This window comes from Arthrobacter sp. TJ-266 (genome assembly GCF_058269115.1).
This window is the reverse complement of record NZ_JBZCNC010000001.1, coordinates 634,788-651,246: the sequence shown is the minus strand read 5'-3', so window position 1 is coordinate 651,246 and position 16,459 is coordinate 634,788. Positions and strand designations below refer to the sequence as shown.

The 16,459-nt window shown below is 64.6% G+C and carries 25 protein-coding genes; all 25 read right to left on the bottom strand.

Annotated elements, in window-relative coordinates:
* Position 1: 1 nt before the first annotated feature.
* A complete protein-coding gene (gene secY, locus AC4D12_RS03350) occupies positions 2–1,312 on the bottom strand; it encodes a preprotein translocase subunit SecY (protein ID WP_490948363.1) in 1,311 nt (436 codons plus the stop codon).
* Between the two features lie 224 nt (positions 1,313–1,536).
* On the bottom strand, positions 1,537–2,034 hold the full coding sequence (rplO, locus tag AC4D12_RS03345) for a 50S ribosomal protein L15 (RefSeq protein WP_490948361.1): 498 nt from the start codon (positions 2,032–2,034) through the stop codon (positions 1,537–1,539).
* Entirely contained in the window at positions 2,034–2,252 is a 219-nt protein-coding gene (gene rpmD, locus AC4D12_RS03340) for a 50S ribosomal protein L30 (RefSeq protein WP_104050948.1), read from the bottom strand. Before rpmD ends, rplO begins: the two co-directional genes overlap by 1 nt.
* Entirely contained in the window at positions 2,252–2,974 is a 723-nt protein-coding gene (gene rpsE, locus AC4D12_RS03335; protein WP_490948359.1) for a 30S ribosomal protein S5, read from the bottom strand. Before rpsE ends, rpmD begins: the two co-directional genes overlap by 1 nt.
* Positions 2,975–3,003: 29 nt before the next feature.
* Entirely contained in the window at positions 3,004–3,387 is a 384-nt protein-coding gene (gene rplR, locus AC4D12_RS03330) for a 50S ribosomal protein L18 (protein ID WP_490948357.1), read from the bottom strand.
* A gap of 2 nt (positions 3,388–3,389) precedes the next feature.
* The gene (rplF, locus tag AC4D12_RS03325) at positions 3,390–3,926 is read right to left on the bottom strand and encodes a 50S ribosomal protein L6 (protein WP_490948355.1); all 537 of its coding nucleotides are present in this window, start codon (positions 3,924–3,926) and stop codon (positions 3,390–3,392) included.
* Between the two features lie 18 nt (positions 3,927–3,944).
* Positions 3,945–4,343, bottom strand: coding sequence for a 30S ribosomal protein S8 (gene rpsH / locus AC4D12_RS03320; protein ID WP_043440638.1), 399 nt, complete (start codon positions 4,341–4,343; stop codon positions 3,945–3,947).
* Between the two features lie 87 nt (positions 4,344–4,430).
* A complete protein-coding gene (rplE, locus tag AC4D12_RS03315) occupies positions 4,431–5,006 on the bottom strand; it encodes a 50S ribosomal protein L5 (protein ID WP_490948353.1) in 576 nt (191 codons plus the stop codon).
* The gene (gene rplX, locus AC4D12_RS03310; RefSeq protein WP_490948351.1) at positions 5,003–5,380 is read right to left on the bottom strand and encodes a 50S ribosomal protein L24; all 378 of its coding nucleotides are present in this window, start codon (positions 5,378–5,380) and stop codon (positions 5,003–5,005) included. The genes rplE and rplX overlap by 4 nt, the downstream gene beginning before the upstream one ends.
* 3 nt (positions 5,381–5,383) lie before the next feature.
* On the bottom strand, positions 5,384–5,752 hold the full coding sequence (gene rplN / locus AC4D12_RS03305; protein WP_049829173.1) for a 50S ribosomal protein L14: 369 nt from the start codon (positions 5,750–5,752) through the stop codon (positions 5,384–5,386).
* A 355-nt stretch (positions 5,753–6,107) separates the two neighbouring features.
* Positions 6,108–6,425 carry a 30S ribosomal protein S17 gene (rpsQ, locus tag AC4D12_RS03300; protein ID WP_490948349.1) on the bottom strand — a complete coding sequence of 106 codons (318 nt, stop codon included), beginning with the start codon at positions 6,423–6,425 and terminating at the stop codon, positions 6,108–6,110.
* A complete protein-coding gene (gene rpmC, locus AC4D12_RS03295) occupies positions 6,422–6,763 on the bottom strand; it encodes a 50S ribosomal protein L29 (RefSeq protein ID WP_490948347.1) in 342 nt (113 codons plus the stop codon). The genes rpsQ and rpmC overlap by 4 nt, the downstream gene beginning before the upstream one ends.
* Positions 6,764–6,765: 2 nt before the next feature.
* On the bottom strand, positions 6,766–7,182 hold the full coding sequence (gene rplP, locus AC4D12_RS03290) for a 50S ribosomal protein L16 (RefSeq protein WP_087030089.1): 417 nt from the start codon (positions 7,180–7,182) through the stop codon (positions 6,766–6,768).
* Positions 7,183–8,016, bottom strand: a complete 834-nt coding sequence (rpsC, locus tag AC4D12_RS03285; RefSeq protein WP_490948345.1) for a 30S ribosomal protein S3 — start codon at positions 8,014–8,016, stop codon at positions 7,183–7,185.
* On the bottom strand, positions 8,017–8,382 hold the full coding sequence (gene rplV / locus AC4D12_RS03280) for a 50S ribosomal protein L22 (protein WP_104121366.1): 366 nt from the start codon (positions 8,380–8,382) through the stop codon (positions 8,017–8,019).
* A gap of 30 nt (positions 8,383–8,412) precedes the next feature.
* A complete protein-coding gene (rpsS, locus tag AC4D12_RS03275; protein ID WP_104050958.1) occupies positions 8,413–8,694 on the bottom strand; it encodes a 30S ribosomal protein S19 in 282 nt (93 codons plus the stop codon).
* Between the two features lie 12 nt (positions 8,695–8,706).
* Positions 8,707–9,546 (bottom strand): 50S ribosomal protein L2, encoded by an 840-nt coding sequence (gene rplB / locus AC4D12_RS03270; protein WP_490948342.1) that lies wholly within the window; start codon positions 9,544–9,546, stop codon positions 8,707–8,709.
* 31 nt (positions 9,547–9,577) lie between these two features.
* Positions 9,578–9,883, bottom strand: a complete 306-nt coding sequence (gene rplW / locus AC4D12_RS03265; protein WP_049829181.1) for a 50S ribosomal protein L23 — start codon at positions 9,881–9,883, stop codon at positions 9,578–9,580.
* Positions 9,880–10,503, bottom strand: a complete 624-nt coding sequence (rplD, locus tag AC4D12_RS03260; RefSeq protein ID WP_490948341.1) for a 50S ribosomal protein L4 — start codon at positions 10,501–10,503, stop codon at positions 9,880–9,882. Before rplD ends, rplW begins: the two co-directional genes overlap by 4 nt.
* A 4-nt stretch (positions 10,504–10,507) precedes the next feature.
* Positions 10,508–11,164, bottom strand: coding sequence for a 50S ribosomal protein L3 (gene rplC / locus AC4D12_RS03255; RefSeq protein ID WP_490948340.1), 657 nt, complete (start codon positions 11,162–11,164; stop codon positions 10,508–10,510).
* Positions 11,165–11,180: 16 nt separating this feature from the next.
* Positions 11,181–11,489, bottom strand: coding sequence for a 30S ribosomal protein S10 (rpsJ, locus tag AC4D12_RS03250; RefSeq protein ID WP_026531952.1), 309 nt, complete (start codon positions 11,487–11,489; stop codon positions 11,181–11,183).
* A gap of 457 nt (positions 11,490–11,946) precedes the next feature.
* Complete coding sequence (gene tuf, locus AC4D12_RS03245; protein ID WP_490948339.1) at positions 11,947–13,137, bottom strand: elongation factor Tu; 1,191 nt, start codon at positions 13,135–13,137, stop codon at positions 11,947–11,949.
* A 208-nt stretch (positions 13,138–13,345) separates the two neighbouring features.
* Positions 13,346–15,460 (bottom strand): elongation factor G, encoded by a 2,115-nt coding sequence (fusA, locus tag AC4D12_RS03240; protein WP_490948337.1) that lies wholly within the window; start codon positions 15,458–15,460, stop codon positions 13,346–13,348.
* 86 nt (positions 15,461–15,546) lie between these two features.
* The gene (gene rpsG / locus AC4D12_RS03235) at positions 15,547–16,017 is read right to left on the bottom strand and encodes a 30S ribosomal protein S7 (protein ID WP_043440595.1); all 471 of its coding nucleotides are present in this window, start codon (positions 16,015–16,017) and stop codon (positions 15,547–15,549) included.
* A 1-nt stretch (position 16,018) separates the two neighbouring features.
* On the bottom strand, positions 16,019–16,393 hold the full coding sequence (rpsL, locus tag AC4D12_RS03230) for a 30S ribosomal protein S12 (protein WP_490948335.1): 375 nt from the start codon (positions 16,391–16,393) through the stop codon (positions 16,019–16,021).
* Positions 16,394–16,459 lie beyond the last annotated feature (66 nt).

Genomic DNA, 16,459 nt, shown 5'->3' with positions numbered 1-16,459 from the left:
GTCACCGCAGCAACCCTTCGTAGTGACGCTGCTGGAGCTGAGCGTCGATCTGCTTCACCGTCTCCAGTCCCACGCCGACCATGATGAGGATCGAGGTGCCTCCGAACGGGAAGTTCTGGTTGGCACCGATGGCCACGAGGGCGATCAGCGGGATCAATGCCACGAGACCGAGGTAGATGGCGCCGGGGAGGGTGATCCGTGAGAGCACGTACTGCAGGTACTCCGCCGTGGGACGCCCTGCGCGGATGCCGGGGATGAAGCCGCCGTACTTCTTCATGTTCTCCGACACCTCGTCCGGGTTGAACGTGATGGCGACGTAGAAGTAGGTGAAGAACACGATCAGCAGGAAGTACATCGCCATGTAGAGCGGGTGATCACCGGTGGTGAGGTACGTGGTGATCCAGTTGACCCAGGCGGGGGGCGCGGAGCCGTCCTGCGGCGTGTTGAACTGCGAGATGAGGCTCGGCAGGTAGAGCATCGACGACGCGAAGATCACGGGGATGACGCCGGCCATGTTGACCTTGATCGGGATGTAGGTGCTGCTGCCCCCGAGGGTGCGGCGGCCGACCATACGCTTCGCGTACTGCACGGGGATACGGCGCTGCGACTGCTCCACGAAGATGACGAGGGCGACGACGACGACACCCATCGCGATCACGAAGGCGAAGACGGTGCCGCCCTGGGTGCGGAGGATCTCGCCGAGCGAGGTGGGGAAGCCGGCGGCGATGGCCGTGAAGATGAGCAGCGACATGCCGTTGCCCACGCCCTTCTCGGTGATGAGCTCGCCCATCCACATGATCAGGCCGGTACCCGCGGTGAGAGTGATGATGAGCAGGATGATCGTGATCAGCGAATCGTCCGGGATGATCGGCACCGGGCAGTCGCCCAGGAGCGCGCCCGAGCGGGCGAGGGACACCAGGGTGGTGGCGTTCAGCAGGCCGAGGGCGATCGTCAGGTAGCGCGTGTACTGGGTGAGCTTGGACTGACCCTGCGCGCCTTCCTGGTGCAGCTCCTGGAAGCGGGGGATGACCACCCGGAGGAGCTGCGTGATGATGCTCGCGGTGATGTAGGGCATGATGCCCAGCGCGAAGATGGAGACCTGGAGGAGGGCCCCGCCGCTGAAGAGGTTGACGAACTGGTACAGACCGCCCTCGGTGTTACCGAGCGCGAGGCATGACTGCACGTTGCTGTAGTCGACCCCCGGGGCGGGGATGAAGGCACCCAGACGGAAGATGGTGATGATTCCCAGCGTGAACAACAGCTTGCGCCGCAAGTCTGGCGTCCGGAATGCCCGGCCAATAGCGCTAAGCAAGCGTCCTCCTGAAGGTCTGGTGGTCCTGACGCGGACCGTGCACGACAACCGAGTCTAGCGGTTGGTCACCAGCGCGAGAGACCGCGCCGGTGGGAAGTGGCCGGAGCCGAAAAAAGACTCCTGGTGGGCTGGTCCAGCCCTGCCCACCAGAAGTCTAGTTCCTGAGTGCCGCGTAACACAGCCAGCCCTCCCCCGGCTCGCCGGGGAAGGGCCGCGATGATCGGCTACAGCTCGGTGACGGTCCCGCCGGCTGCGGCGATCTTCTCCGCAGCGGATGCGGAGAAGGCGTCGGCCGAGACGTTCACGGCCACCGTGATCTCGCCGGTCCCCAGCACCTTGACGGGCTGGTTCTTGCGGACGGCACCATTGGCCACCAGGCTCTCGACGGTGACGTCGCCGCCGGCCGGGTAGAGCTCGGACAGCTTGTCCAGGTTCACGACCTGGAACTCGACGCGGAACGGGTTCTTGAACCCGCGCAGCTTCGGAAGGCGCATGTGCAGTGGCAGCTGGCCACCGGCAAATCCGGCCTTCACCTGGTAGCGGGCTGCGGTTCCCTTGGTACCACGGCCTGCTGTCTTACCCTTCGAACCCTCACCACGGCCGACACGGGTCTTCGCCGTCTTGGCACCCGGTGCGGGGCGGAGGTGGTGGACCTTGAGCGTGTGAACGCGTTCGGCCTTCGCCTCGGTCGCGGCCGGAGCCGCGCTGTTGTTCTCTGCCATTAGTTGGCCTCCTCAACCTTCAAGAGGTGCGGAACCGTGTTGATCATGCCGACGGTGACGGCATCCGCTTCACGGACCACGGTGTGGCCGATCCGCTTCAGACCGAGCGACCGCAGCGTGTCACGCTGGTTCTGCTTGCCGCCGATGGCGGACTTGATCTGGGTGATCTCCAGCTTCGCTGTGCTGACACGCACGCGCTTCGGGGTAATCGCGGTCATCACGCACCTGCCTTCTGAGCTGCGATCGCGCGCAGCATCTGGTGGGATGCGACCTCGTCCAGCGGCAGGCCACGGCGAGCCGCGACTGCCTGCGGCTCCTCGAGGCGCTTGAGCGCATCGACGGTCGCGTGAACGATGTTGATGGCGTTCGAGGACCCGAGGGACTTCGAGAGGACGTCGTGGATGCCGACGCACTCGAGGACCGCACGCACCGGACCGCCGGCGATCACGCCGGTACCCGGGGACGCGGGACGCAGGAGGACGACGCCGGCTGCTGCCTCGCCCTGCACCAGGTGCGGGACGGTGCCACCGATCCGCGGAACGCGGAACATCGTCTTCTTGGCTTCCTCGACGGCCTTCTGGATGGCGGAGGGAACTTCCTTCGCCTTCCCGTAGCCGACGCCGACCATACCGTTGCCGTCACCGACGACGACGAGGGCGGTGAAGCTGAAGCGACGACCACCCTTCACCACCTTGGCGACACGGTTGATGTTGACCACGCGCTCGATGAACTTGTCCTTGTCATCGTTGCGTCCGCCGTCGCGGCCGCCGCGTCCTCCACGCTCGCCACCGCGGGCGTTGCCGCCACGCTGGTCGCCGCCGCGCTGGTCGCCGCCACGGGAGGTGCCGCGCGCGTTGCCGCGATTGGCGTCAGTCGACGCGGTCTCCGTTGCGCCCGTCGCCGGAGCTTCGGCCGCGGGCTGCTCTGTAGCCGTATTCACTGTGGCTTCCTTTGCCTTGATTTCCTCGGTCACAGTGCCAGCCCACCCGTCCGTGCGCCGTCTGCGATTGCTGCAACGCGACCGTGGTACTTGTTGCCGCCGCGATCGAACACGACCGCCTCGACACCCACGGCCTTCGCACGCTCGGCGACGAGCTCGCCGACGCGCTTGGCCTTGGCGGTCTTGTCACCGTCGAAGGTGCGGAGGTCGGCTTCGAGCGTGGACGCCGATGCGACGGTCACACCCTTGGTGTCGTCGACGACCTGCACGAAGACGTGGCGGGCCGACCGGTTGACGACCAGGCGAGGCCGGACCGCGGTACCCGATACGCGCTTGCGGACGCGGAGGTGGCGGCGACTGCGCGAGGCGGACTTGCTCTTCGAGCTGCGCTTCTTGTTGATGCTCAGACCCATGATTACTTACCAGCCTTTCCGACCTTGCGGCGGATGATCTCGCCTGCGTAGCGGATGCCCTTGCCCTTGTACGGGTCTGGCTTGCGCAGCTTGCGGATGGTTGCAGCGACCTCGCCGACCTGCTGCTTGTTGATGCCGGCCACCGAGAGCTTCGTGGGGCTGTCGACCGTCAGCGTGATGCCCTCGGGCGCCTTGACGGCGACCGGGTGGCTGTAGCCCAGAGCGAACTCGAGGTCACTTCCCTTGGCCTGGACACGGTAACCCGTGCCCACGATCTCGAGGTTCTTCTTGTAGCCCTCGGTCACTCCGACGATCATGTTGGAGATCAGCGTCCGGGTGAGGCCGTGGAGCGAACGCGACTCGCGCTCGTCGTTCGGCCGGCTGACGGTGAGAGTGCCGCCGTCGAGGGAGACCTCGATGGGGCTGGGAACCGTGTGGTTCAGCTCGCCCTTCGAACCCTTGACGAAGACCTGGTTGCCGTTCACCGTGATGTCGACACCCGCGGGGACGGTGATGGGGAGACGTCCAATACGTGACATGGTGTGGTCCCTTTCCCGTTACCAGACGTAGGCGAGGACTTCCCCACCTACGCCCTTCTTGGATGCCTGGCGGTCGGTGAGCAGACCGGAGGACGTGGACAGGATGGCGATGCCGAGTCCGCCGAGCACGTGGGGCAGGTTGGTGGACTTTGCGTACACCCGGAGCCCCGGCTTGGAGATACGGCGGATGCCGGCGATGGAGCGCTGGCGGTCCGGGCCGAACTTGAGGTCGATGGTCAGCTTCTTGCCGACCTCCGCTTCCTCTTCCTTCCAGCCGGCGATGTAGCCCTCGGCCTTCAGGATGTCCGCGACGCGGGCCTTCAGCTTGCTGTACGGCATGGACACGGAATCGTGGTAAGCCGAGTTTGCGTTGCGCAGACGCGTGAGCATGTCTGCGACAGGATCTGTCATTGTCATGTGGGCTCTTGCCCTTCCTCGAAACGGTTTCCGTCATCCGGCTGCCACGCGTGGTGGTGGCCGGAGCGGACCTGCGACGTAGTTAGATTAATCTTCGGATTTGAAGGGGAAGCCGAGTGCCTTGAGGAGCGCGCGGCCCTCGGCGTCGGTCTTGGCGGTGGTGACGACGGTGATGTCCATGCCACGCACGCGGTCGATACGGTCCTGGTCGATCTCGTGGAACATGGACTGCTCCGTGAGGCCGAAGGTGTAGTTGCCGTTGCCGTCGAACTGCTTGCCGTTGAGTCCGCGGAAATCGCGGATACGGGGCAGGGCGAGCGAGACCAGACGGTCCGTGAACTCCCACATGCGGTCACCACGGAGGGTGACGTGGGCGCCGATGGGCATGCCCTCGCGGAGCTTGAACTGCGCGATGGACTTGCGGGCCTTCGTCACCTGGGGCTTCTGGCCCGTGATGGCGGTGAGGTCCTTGACGGCTCCGTCGATCAGCTTGGAGTCCTTCGCGGCGTCACCGACACCCATGTTGACGACGACCTTGACCAGGCGGGGAACCTGGTTGACGTTCGCGTAGGCGAACTGCTCCTGCAGGGTGGACTTGATCTCGGACGCGTAGCGCGCCTTGAGACGGGGAAGAACCTTGGTCTCCGTGGTTTCGACAGTCATGACAGATCCTTCCCTGATGACTTGGCCACGCGGATCCGGACCACGCGCTCGCGGCCGTCACGCTCGACGGTCTCGGTGCGGTACCCGACGCGGGTCGGCTTCTTGGTCTCGGGGTCGACGACGGCCACGTTGCTGATGTGCACGGGCGCCTCGATGACCTCGATGCCACCGGTCGTGGTGCCGCGCTGCGACTGCCCGACCTTGGTGTGCTTGGTGATCCGGTTGATGCCTTCCACGAGGACGCGGTTGGTCTCGGGGAACACCTTGAGGACCTTGCCCTGCTTGCCGCGGTCTCCGCCGCGCTCCTGCTTGGCTCCGGTGATGACCTGCACGAGGTCACCCTTCTTGATCTTGAGCTTCGTGTTCTGTGCCATGGACTACAGCACCTCCGGCGCCAGCGAGATGATCTTCATGAAACGCTTGTCGCGCAGTTCGCGACCGACAGGGCCGAAGATACGGGTACCGCGGGGGTCGCCGTCGTTCTTCAGGATGACTGCTGCGTTCTCGTCGAACTTGATGTAGGAACCATCCGCGCGGCGGCGTTCCTTCTTGGTGCGGACGATGACCGCCTTGACGACGTCGCCCTTCTTGACGTTGCCACCGGGGATGGCGTCCTTGACGGTGGCGACGATGACGTCTCCGATGCCTGCGTAGCGGCGTCCGGATCCTCCGAGAACACGGATGGTCAAGATTTCCTTGGCCCCCGTGTTGTCGGCGACCTTGAGCCGCGACTCCTGCTGAATCACTTGTTACTCCTGTCGTCGCGCCGGTTCTCTCATCGAGCCTTGCGGAACGGATATGGGTGGGCCCCGTAATACTGGTACTCACCACGCACGCGCCTGGGCGCACTCCCTGCGGGTCGATGCGCGCACGGACGCACAGGGATCAGTGGTGAACAAGATTATCGGGCTTTTGCCTATGTGCCCGGTGTGAGGGGAAGCATCCGAAGAGGCCGACGGCGAACGGCGACCTCTCGAGGGCATGCGCCAACCCACCAGACAGACAAGATTCTCATGGTATCGCGAGAATGCCCCGGACACGAAATCGCGTCCGGGGCATCCTGCGTGGGGACGGCTGTGCCGCCCCCGGGTGGAACGGGTGCTACTTGGCCTTCTCGACGACCTCGACCAGGCGCCACCGCTTGGTCGCGGACAGCGGCCGGGTCTCACTGATCAGAACCATGTCGCCGATGCCGGCGGTGTTCTGCTCGTCGTGAGCCTTGACCTTCGAGCTGCGACGAAGCACCTTGCCGTACAGGCCGTGCTTCACGCGGTCCTCGACCTCGACGACGATGGTCTTCTCCATCTTGTCGGAGACGACATAGCCGCGGCGTACCTTGCGGTAGCCACGCGAGGTGGCGTCGTGCACGGCCTTCTCGCTGCCTGCGGTCGTCCCGGTCTCGCTCTGCTGCTCACTCATTTGGCGTCCTCCTCAGTGGCCTCGGCGGTGACGGGCGCGTCGTCCTTGGAGGCCTTCTTCGCTTTCTTCGGCTTCTCCGCCTTCTCGGGCTTCGCTTCCTCGACGGGAGCTACCACCTCAGGACGGATACCCAGTTCGCGCTCACGCAGCACCGTGTAGATGCGGGCGATGTCGCGCTTGATCGACCGAAGGCGACCATGGCTCTCCAGCTGACCGGTGGCCGACTGGAAACGGAGGTTGAACAGCTCCTCCTTGGCCTTGCGCAGTTCTTCCACCAGACGGTCCTTGTCGAAGCCGTCCAGCTGGTCTGATGCCAGTTCCTTTGAACCCAGAGCCATAACTATTCACCACCCTCACGACGCACGATGCGTGCCTTCAACGGCAGCTTGTGGATCGCGAGGCGCAGGGCTTCGCGGGCTACCTCTTCGGTTACACCGGACAGTTCGAACAGAACACGTCCGGGCTTGACGTTGGCCACCCACCACTCGGGCGAACCCTTGCCGGAACCCATGCGGGTCTCGGCGGGCTTCTTGGTCAACGGGCGGTCCGGATAGATGTTGATCCAGACCTTGCCGCCACGCTTGATGTGGCGGGTCATGGCGATACGAGCGGACTCGATCTGCCGGTTCGTGACGTATGCCGGGCTCAGAGCCTGGATACCCCACTCGCCGAAGCTGACCTCGGTACCGCCCGTGGCAGCCCCGGAACGACCCGGGTGGTGCTGCTTACGGAACTTGACTCGACGTGGGATAAGCATTTAAGCCTGTCCTCCTTCAGTCGCAGCGGGAGCTGCGGCGGTCTCGCCGGATGCTGACGCACCCTGGCCCTCGGAACGCTCGGGAGCGCGACGACGACGGTCGCCTCCACGGTCGGCGCCGGCAGGGCCGCGGCCCGGACGGTCTCCACCACGGCCGCGGGAGGGAGCTGCGGCAGCCTGGGCTGCGAGCTCCTTCGCCGTGACGTCGCCCTTGTAGATCCAGACCTTCACGCCGATGCGGCCGAAGGTGGTCTTCGCTTCGAAGAAGCCGTAGTCGATGTTGGCTCGGAGCGTGTGCAGGGGAACGCGTCCCTCGCGGTAGAACTCCGAACGGCTCATCTCGGCGCCACCCAGGCGACCGGAGCACTGGACACGGATGCCCTTCGCGCCGGCACGCTGTGCGGACTGCATGGCCTTCTTCATCGCGCGGCGGAACGCCACGCGTGAGGAGAGCTGCTCGGCGATGCCCTGGGCCACGAGCTGAGCCTCGATCTCGGGGTTCTTGACCTCGAGGATGTTCAGCTGTACCTGCTTGCCCGTGAGCTTCTCGAGCTCGCCGCGGATGCGGTCCGCTTCTGCTCCACGGCGTCCGATGACGATGCCGGGACGTGCCGTGTGGATGTCCACGCGGACTCGGTCACGGGTGCGCTCGATCTCGACCTTGGCGATGCCGGCGCGGTCCATGCCGGTCGACATCAGCTGACGGATCTTGATGTCCTCGCGGACGAAGTCGCGGTAGCGCTGGCCCGGCTTGTTGCTGTCGGCGAACCAGTGCGACCGGTGATCGGTGGTGATGCCGAGTCGGAACCCATGCGGGTTTACTTTCTGTCCCACTTAGCGGACCTCCACTTTCTCAGGGGTAGCGACGACAACCGTGATGTGGCTGGTCCGCTTGTTGATGCGGAACGCGCGGCCCTGGGCACGCGGACGGAACCGCTTCATCGTGGGGCCCTCGTCGACAAACGCTTCGCTGATGATGAGGTTGTCCTCGTCGAAGGCGACGCCGTCGCGGTCCGCGAGGACCCGTGCGTTCGCCATCGCCGACTGGACGACCTTGAATACCGGCTCCGAAGCAACCTGGGGGGCAAACTTCAGAATGGCCAGAGCCTCACTCGCCTGCTTGCCGCGAACAAGGTTGACGACGCGCCGGGCCTTCATGGGCGTTACGCGGATATGACGCGCAATAGCCTTGGCTTCCATTGCTTTCCTTCTCTCGTGGAAGAGCAGCGCCTAGCGGCGCTTGCCCTTGCGGTCGTCCTTCACGTGGCCGCGGAAGGTCCGCGTCGGAGCGAATTCGCCGAGCTTGTGCCCGACCATCGACTCGGTGACGAACACCGGGATGTGCTTGCGCCCGTCATGCACCGCGATCGTGTGCCCGAGCATGTCGGGGATGATCATGGAGCGGCGGGACCACGTCTTGATGACGTTCTTCGTGCCCGTTTCGTTCTCGCGAGCGACCTTCACGAAAAGGTGCTGATCGACGAAGGGGCCTTTCTTCAGGCTGCGTGGCATGTCTCCAGGCTCCTATCGCTTGTTCTTGCCGGAACGACGGCGACGCACGATAAGTGAGTCGCTCTCTTTGTTGGGGCGACGCGTACGGCCTTCGGCCTTACCGTTCGGGTTGACCGGGTGACGTCCACCGGAGGTCTTGCCCTCGCCACCACCGTGCGGGTGATCGACCGGGTTCATGGCGACACCGCGGACGGTCGGGCGGATGCCCCTCCAGCGGTTACGGCCGGCCTTGCCCCAGTTGATGTTCGACTGCTCGGCGTTGCCGACCTCGCCGATCGTCGCGCGGCAGCGGACGTCGACGTTGCGGATCTCGCCGGAGGGCAGTCGCAGCTGGGCGAAGCGGCCTTCCTTGGCGACGAGCTGGACCGAGGCACCGGCGGAGCGTGCCATCTTCGCGCCGCCACCGGGGCGGAGCTCGACGGCGTGGATGACGGTACCCACGGGGACGTTACGCAGCGGCAGGTTGTTGCCGGGCTTGATGTCCGCGCCGGCCCCTGCCTCGACGAAGTCGCCCTGCTTCAGCTTGTTCGGGGCGACGATGTAGCGCTTCGTCCCGTCCACGTAGTGCAGGAGGGCGATGCGCGCGGTGCGGTTGGGATCGTACTCGATCTCGGCAACGCGGGCGTCGACGCCGTCCTTGTCGTGGCGACGGAAGTCGATCAGACGGTACTGGCGCTTGTGTCCACCACCCTTGTGGCGGGTCGTGATCTTACCGGTGTTGTTGCGTCCACCCTTCTTGGGAAGGGGACGGACCAACGACTTTTCCGGAGTCGACCGTGTGATTTCAGCGAAGTCGGCAACGCTCGAGCCACGACGGCCCGGGGTTGTCGGCTTGTATTTACGGATTCCCATAACTCAATTCCTCGTTAAAGTGGTCTCCGCTCTAGGAGAGCGGACCGCCGAAGATGTCGATCGAGCCCTCTTTGAGGGACACGATGGCACGCTTGGTGCCCTTGCGCTGGCCCCAGCCGAACTTGGTCCGCTTGCGCTTCCCGACCCGGTTGATGGTGTTGATGGAGTCGACCTTCACGGAGAAGATCTTCTCGACGGCCAGTTTGATTTCTTCCTTGTTCGAGCGGGGGTCGACCAGGAAGGTGTACTTGCCCTCGTCGATCAATCCGTAGCTCTTCTCCGAGACGACGGGTGCAATGACGACGTCGCGCGGATCCTTTGCGATGCTGCCGCTCATTCTGCATCCTCCTCGGAGATGACATCAGCCGAACCGACGAACTGGTCGTAGGCGGCCTTGGTGAAGATGACGTCATCGGAGACCAGCACGTCGTACGTGTTGAGCTGGTCCACATAGAGGACGTGCACCTCGGGGACGTTGCGCACTGACAGTGCGGCGACGTCGTTGGCCCGCTCGATCACGACGAGCAGGCGGGGCCGCTCGGAGATCGCGCGAAGTGTCTCGATGGCGCCCTTGGTGGTCGGCTTGCCGCCGGCGACCAGTGACTCGAGGACGTGGATACGACCGTTGCGGGCCCGGTCCGAGAGGGCTCCGCGCAGGGCGGCGGCCTTCATCTTCTTGGGGGTGCGCTGGCTGTAGTCGCGGGGTGTGGGTCCGTGGACCACGCCACCACCGGTCATGTGGGGGGCGCGGATCGAACCCTGGCGGGCGCGGCCGGTGCCCTTCTGCTTGAACGGCTTGCGGCCTGCGCCACTGACCTCGGCGCGGGTCTTCGTCTTGTGCGTACCCTGACGGGCGGCAGCGAGCTGAGCGACGACGACCTGGTGCAGCAGCGGCACGTTGGTCTGGGCGTCGAAGATCTCCGCGGGGAGATCGACGTTGACGGTGTTGGCAGCCATCTGGCTATGCTCCCTTCACGGCGGTGCGTACGAGGACGACCTGTCCGCGGGCGCCGGGAACGGCACCCTTGATGAGCAGCAGCGACTTCTCGGTGTCGACGGCGTGAACCGTGAGGTTCAGCGTGGTCTGACGAACGGCACCCATGCGGCCTGCCATTTTCATTCCACGGAAGACGCGGCTGGGGGTGGATGCTCCACCGATGGAACCGGGCTTGCGGTGGTTCTTGTGTGCACCGTGTGATGCACCGACGCCGTGGAAACCATGGCGCTTCATGACACCGGCGAAGCCCTTGCCCTTGGTGGTGCCGATGACGTCGACCGTTTGGCCGGCCTCGAACATCTCGACGGAGAGTTCCTGACCGAGCGAGTAGGTGTCGACGTCGGACGTGCGCAGCTCGACGACGTGACGGCGAGGCGTCACCCCTGCCTTGTCGAAGTGACCGGCGAGGGGCTTCGTGACCTTCCGCGGGTCGATCTGGCCGAAGCCGATCTGGACGGCCGAGTAGCCGTCCTTGTCCGCGGTGAGGAGCTGCGTGATGACGTTGGAATCGGCCCTGACGACCGTGACGGGGATGAGGATGTTGTTCTCGTCCCAGACCTGGGTCATGCCGAGCTTGATGCCCAGCAGGCCCTTGACCTGACGTGTAAGTGAAGTAGACATGTGTATCCGCTCTCCCTTACAGCTTGATTTCGATGTTCACGTCCGCGGGCAGATCGAGACGCATCAGCGAATCGACGGCCTTGGGCGTGGGGTCAATGATGTCGATCAGACGCTTGTGAGTCCGCATTTCGAAGTGCTCACGGCTGTCCTTGTACTTGTGCGGAGACCGGATGACCACGAAGACGTTCTTCTCCGTCGGCAGCGGCACGGGGCCGACCACCGTCGCGCCAGCGCGCGTCACCGTCTCAACGATCTTCCGCGCTGATACGTCGATGACCTCGTGGTCATACGACTTCAGCCGGATGCGGATCTTCTGTCCCGCCATGGCGTCTCGACTCTCTCTCTGACTGCCTGAGCAGTTCCGATACGTTCGTACATTTCCTGCGTCCGTTGTACGACGCGCCCCGAACAGGCTGAATCCGGACGGATCCGGGTTCCTCACCCTGCCAGGGGCTCCGACCCCCGCGCTCGGGCGTGTCGCTCTGTGCGGCAATAAAACACAGTGTGGACATACGCGCTCCGCAGATTCCGGCGGAGCCGGACGGGGTGGAGTTTATTTTGGGCCGCACGTCCCGGTGGACCCCGACCCCGCATCAGGCATTATCCTGACCGGGAAGAAGCCGCTGACCGCGCGCGCGAGCGCTTGAACAACTTATCCAGTGTGGCAGATACCCGCCCCGATTGCGAACCGGGGCCGTGGTGCAACGCAGAAGGCCCCCGTCGTGTCGACGGGGGCCCTCTGTTCTCCTACCGGCGTCAGCCGGCGGGAAGGTGGTGCTGGACTACTTCAGGATCTTCGTGACACGTCCCGAGCCGACCGTACGGCCGCCTTCACGGATCGCGAAGCCGAGGCCCTCTTCCATGGCGATCGGCTGGATCAGCGCGACGGTCATCTCGGTGTTGTCACCGGGCATGACCATCTCGGTGCCCTCGGGGAGGGTGATGACACCGGTGACGTCCGTGGTACGGAAGTAGAACTGCGGGCGGTAGTTCGAGTAGAACGGGTTGTGACGCCCGCCCTCGTCCTTCGCCAGGATGTAGACGTTGGCCTCGAAATCGGTGTGCGGGGTGATGGAACCCGGCTTGACGATGACCTGGCCGCGCTCGACGTCCTCGCGCTTGATGCCGCGGAGCAGGAGCCCACAGTTCTCGCCGGCCCAGGCCTCGTCGAGCTGCTTGTGGAACATCTCGATACCGGTGACCGTGGTCTTCTGGACCGGACGGATACCGACGATCTCGATCTCCGAGTTGATCTTCAGCGTTCCACGCTCGGCGCGGCCGGTGACGACCGTTCCACGACCGGTGATCGTGAAGACGTCCTCGACGGGCATCAGGAAGGGCTTGTCCTTGTCACGCACCGGGTCGGGCACGTTGTTGTCGACAGCTTCCATCAGTTCCTCGACGGACTTGACCCACTCGGCGTCTCCTTCGAGGGCCTTCAGGCCGGAGACGCGCACCACGGGGGCGTCGTCGCCGTCGAAGCCCTGGGCGCTGAGGAGCTCGCGCACCTCCATCTCGACGAGGTCGAGCAGTTCTTCGTCGTCGACCATGTCCGACTTGTTCAGGGCGACGAGCAGGTACGGGACACCGACCTGGCGGGCGAGCAGAACGTGCTCACGCGTCTGGGCCATCGGACCGTCGGTCGCGGCGACCACGAGGATCGCGCCGTCCATCTGGGCGGCACCGGTGATCATGTTCTTGATGTAGTCGGCGTGACCGGGGGCGTCGACGTGCGCGTAGTGACGCTTCTCGGTCTGGTACTCGACGTGCGAGATGTTGATCGTGATGCCGCGCTGCTTCTCCTCGGGAGCCGAGTCGATCGACGCGAAGTCACGCTGCTCGTTGATGGTGGGGTACTTGTCGTACAGCACCTTCGAGATGGCAGCCGTCAACGTGGTCTTACCATGGTCGACGTGACCGATGGTGCCGATGTTAACGTGCGGCTTAGTCCGCTCGAACTTTGCCTTCGCCACGGGTTCCTCCTAGAACGTTTGAGAAGAATTGCTTCCCAGCCACGCTTGTCGCGGCTGAAACTCATGCAAGTCTACTGGGGGCTTTTGGTTTTGATGAAATTGCTCTACGCCGCCGGGAACAGCTGATCCGGCGGTCGGGGCGGGGGGTGGTCGGCACTCCTGCCGGCCACTCCCCCGCCCCTGGGATTCCCGTTCCCGGGAGGGCGATCTACTCGCCGCGCGTCTTCTGGATGATCTCGTCGGCGACTGCCTTCGGGACCTCCGAGTAGCTGTCGAACTTCATCGAGTACACGGCACGACCCTGGGTCTTCGACCGGAGGTCACCGATGTAGCCGAACATGCCCGAGAGGGGCACGTGGGCCGTGATGACCTTGACACCGCTGGCGTCCTCCATTGACTGCATCTGGCCACGACGCGAGTTGAGGTCACCGATGACTTCACCCATGTACTCCTCGGGCGTGCGGACCTCCACCTCCATCAGGGGCTCGAGCAGCACGGGCTTCGCCATACGGGCGGCTTCCTTGAACGCCATACGGCCGGCGATCTTGAAGGCCATCTCCGAGGAGTCGACGTCGTGGTAGGCGCCGTCGAGCAGAGTCGCCTTGATGCCCACCACGGGGTAGCCCGCGAGGACGCCGTCGTTGAGAGCATCCTGGATGCCGGCGTCGACGCTCGGGATGTACTCGCGCGGCACGCGGCCACCGGTCACCTTGTTGTCGAAGGCGTACAGCACGCCGTCCTCGACCTCCATCGGCTCGATGGCGATCTGGATCTTGGCGAACTGGCCCGACCCACCCGTCTGCTTCTTGTGGGTGTAGTCGTGCTTGGCGACCTTGCTCTTGATCGTCTCGCGGTAGGCGACCTGGGGCTTGCCCACGTTCGCCTCGACGCGGAACTCGCGGCGCATGCGGTCCACCAGGATGTCCAGGTGGAGCTCGCCCATGCCGGCGATGATCGTCTGCCCGGTGTCCTCGTTGAGCGACACCTGGAAGGTGGGATCCTCGGCCGAGAGCTTCTGGATGGCCGTGGAGAGCTTCTCCTGGTCACCCTTCGTCTTCGGCTCGATCGCGACGGAGATGACCGGAGCGGGGAAGCTCATGGACTCCAGGACGATCTGGTTCGTCGAGTCGGAGAGGGTGTCACCGGTGGTGGTGTCCTTCAGGCCGATGGCCGCGTAGATGTGGCCGGCCGAGGCCTCCTCGACAGGGATCTCCTTGTTGGCGTGCATCTGGAACAGCTTCCCGACGCGCTCCTTCTTGTTCTTCGTCGAGTTGACGAGCTGCGTGCCGGCCGTGACGTGCCCGGAGTACACGCGGATGAACGTCAGCTGTCCGAAGAACGGGTGCGTGGCGACCTTGAACGCGAGGGCCGAGAAGGGCTCCTCGGTGCTCGGCTTGCGCGTCATCTCGATCTCCTCGTTGCGAGGATCGTGACCGATCATCGGCGGGACGTCGAGGGGCGACGGCAGGTAGTCGATGACGGCGTCGAGCATCGGCTGCACACCGCGGTTCTTGAACGCGGAACCGCAGAGGATCGGGTAGAGCTCGGAGTTGATCGTCATCTTGCGGATGCCGGCCTTCAGCTCCTCGATGGAGATCTCCTCGCCCTCGAGGTACTTGCCCATGAGCTCGTCGGAGGACTCCGCGACCGTCTCCACCAGGGTGGCACGGTACTGCTCAGCCTTCTCCTGGAGATCCGCGGGGATCTCCTGGATCTCGTACTTGGAGCCCATGGTCACGTCGCCCTTGGCATCGCCGGGCCACACCAGCGCGCGCATGTAAAGCAGATCCACGACGCCGACGAAGTCGTTCTCGGCACCGATGGGGAGCTGCAGCACCAGGGGCTTGGCGCCCAGGCGGCTGATGATCGTGTCGACGGTGAAGTAGAAGTCCGCGCCGAGCTTGTCCATCTTGTTGACGAAGCAGATGCGAGGGACCTCGTACTTGTCGGCCTGACGCCAGACGGTCTCCGACTGAGGCTCGACGCCCTCCTTGCCGTCGAACACGGCGACGGCACCGTCGAGGACGCGCAGCGAGCGCTCCACCTCGACCGTGAAGTCGACGTGCCCGGGGGTGTCGATGATGTTGATCTGGTTGTTCTCCCAGAAGCAGGTCACGGCGGCAGACGTGATCGTGATGCCGCGTTCCTTCTCCTGCTCCATCCAGTCGGTCGTGGAGGCGCCGTCGTGCGTCTCGCCGATCTTGTGGTTCACACCCGTGTAGAACAGGATGCGCTCGGTAGTAGTGGTCTTGCCGGCGTCGATGTGGGCCATGATGCCGATGTTGCGGACCTTGTTGAGGTCTGTAAGCACGTCCTGTGCCACGGTGTCTCCCTTATGACGAGAATGGAGTTCTGCTGGACCGGCGGCCGGGCTGCTCCTCGTGGGAGGCGGCCCGGCCGATCGGCCTGCTACCAGCGGTAGTGTGCGAAGGCCTTGTTCGACTCGGCCATCTTGTGCGTGTCCTCGCGACGCTTCACGGCTGCGCCGAGACCGTTCGAGGCATCGAGGATCTCGTTCTGCAGACGCTCGGTCATGGTCTTCTCGCGGCGGGCCTTCGAGTAGCCGACCAGCCAGCGCAGTGCCAGTGCCGTGGAACGGCCCGGCTTGACCTCGACGGGGACCTGGTAGGTGGCGCCACCGACACGACGTGAACGGACCTCGAGGGTCGGCTTCACGTTGTCCATGGCCTTCTTCAGTGCCGCCACGGGGTCACCGCCGGACTTGGCGCGTGCACCTTCGAGGGCACCGTAGACGATGCGCTCGGCGGTGGACTTCTTGCCGTCGACCAGCACCTTGTTGATCAGCTGCGTGACCAGGGGTGAACCGTAGACGGGATCAACAACGAGCGGCCGCTTCGGGGCCGGGCCCTTACGAGGCATATTACTTCTTCTCCATCTTCGCGCCGTAGCGGCTACGAGCCTGCTTGCGGTTCTTGACGCCCTGGGTGTCCAGTGCGCCGCGGACGATCTTGTAGCGAACGCCCGGAAGGTCCTTCACACGGCCGCCGCGCACGAGCACGATGGAGTGTTCCTGGAGGTTGTGACCGACGCCGGGAATGTACGCCGTGACCTCGATGCCGCCGTTGAGACGGACGCGGGCCACCTTGCGCAGTGCCGAGTTCGGCTTCTTCGGGGTGGTGGTGTAGACGCGGGTGCAGACGCCGCGCTTCATGGGGCTGCCCTTCAGCGCGGGAGCCTTGGTCTTCGCGACCTTGGGTGTCCGGCCCTTACGGACCAGCTGGTTGATCGTAGGCACTTTCGTGTTCTCCGTAATGTCTGAAGATAAGTTCTCTGTCGCCCTACTCCGCGGTTGCGGCGCCTT

Excerpts from the sequence above, each read along its gene's own strand:
- rplD (WP_490948341.1), bottom strand. The coding sequence starts at position 10,503 with ATGGCTGCCAACACCGTCAACGTCGATCTCCCCGCGGAGATCTTCGAC.
- rplP (WP_087030089.1), bottom strand. The coding sequence starts at position 7,182 with ATGCTTATCCCACGTCGAGTCAAGTTCCGTAAGCAGCACCACCCGGGT.
- rpmD (WP_104050948.1), bottom strand. The coding sequence starts at position 2,252 with ATGACCGCGATTACCCCGAAGCGCGTGCGTGTCAGCACAGCGAAGCTG.
- rplR (WP_490948357.1), bottom strand. The coding sequence starts at position 3,387 with ATGGGTCTGAGCATCAACAAGAAGCGCAGCTCGAAGAGCAAGTCCGCC.
- rpsJ (WP_026531952.1), bottom strand. The coding sequence starts at position 11,489 with ATGGCGGGACAGAAGATCCGCATCCGGCTGAAGTCGTATGACCACGAG.
- rpmC (WP_490948347.1), bottom strand. The coding sequence starts at position 6,763 with ATGGCTCTGGGTTCAAAGGAACTGGCATCAGACCAGCTGGACGGCTTC.
- rplO (WP_490948361.1), bottom strand. The coding sequence starts at position 2,034 with ATGGCAGAGAACAACAGCGCGGCTCCGGCCGCGACCGAGGCGAAGGCC.
- rpsG (WP_043440595.1), bottom strand. The coding sequence starts at position 16,017 with ATGCCTCGTAAGGGCCCGGCCCCGAAGCGGCCGCTCGTTGTTGATCCC.
- rplW (WP_049829181.1), bottom strand. The coding sequence starts at position 9,883 with ATGAGCGGCAGCATCGCAAAGGATCCGCGCGACGTCGTCATTGCACCC.
- rplB (WP_490948342.1), bottom strand. The coding sequence starts at position 9,546 with ATGGGAATCCGTAAATACAAGCCGACAACCCCGGGCCGTCGTGGCTCG.
- rpsH (WP_043440638.1), bottom strand. The coding sequence starts at position 4,343 with ATGACAATGACAGATCCTGTCGCAGACATGCTCACGCGTCTGCGCAAC.
- rplF (WP_490948355.1), bottom strand. The coding sequence starts at position 3,926 with ATGTCACGTATTGGACGTCTCCCCATCACCGTCCCCGCGGGTGTCGAC.
- rplX (WP_490948351.1), bottom strand. The coding sequence starts at position 5,380 with ATGGCACAGAACACGAAGCTCAAGATCAAGAAGGGTGACCTCGTGCAG.
- rplV (WP_104121366.1), bottom strand. The coding sequence starts at position 8,382 with ATGGAAGCCAAGGCTATTGCGCGTCATATCCGCGTAACGCCCATGAAG.
- rplC (WP_490948340.1), bottom strand. The coding sequence starts at position 11,164 with ATGTCTACTTCACTTACACGTCAGGTCAAGGGCCTGCTGGGCATCAAG.
- rpsS (WP_104050958.1), bottom strand. The coding sequence starts at position 8,694 with ATGCCACGCAGCCTGAAGAAAGGCCCCTTCGTCGATCAGCACCTTTTC.
- rpsQ (WP_490948349.1), bottom strand. The coding sequence starts at position 6,425 with ATGAGTGAGCAGCAGAGCGAGACCGGGACGACCGCAGGCAGCGAGAAG.
- rplE (WP_490948353.1), bottom strand. The coding sequence starts at position 5,006 with ATGACTGTCGAAACCACGGAGACCAAGGTTCTTCCCCGTCTCAAGGCG.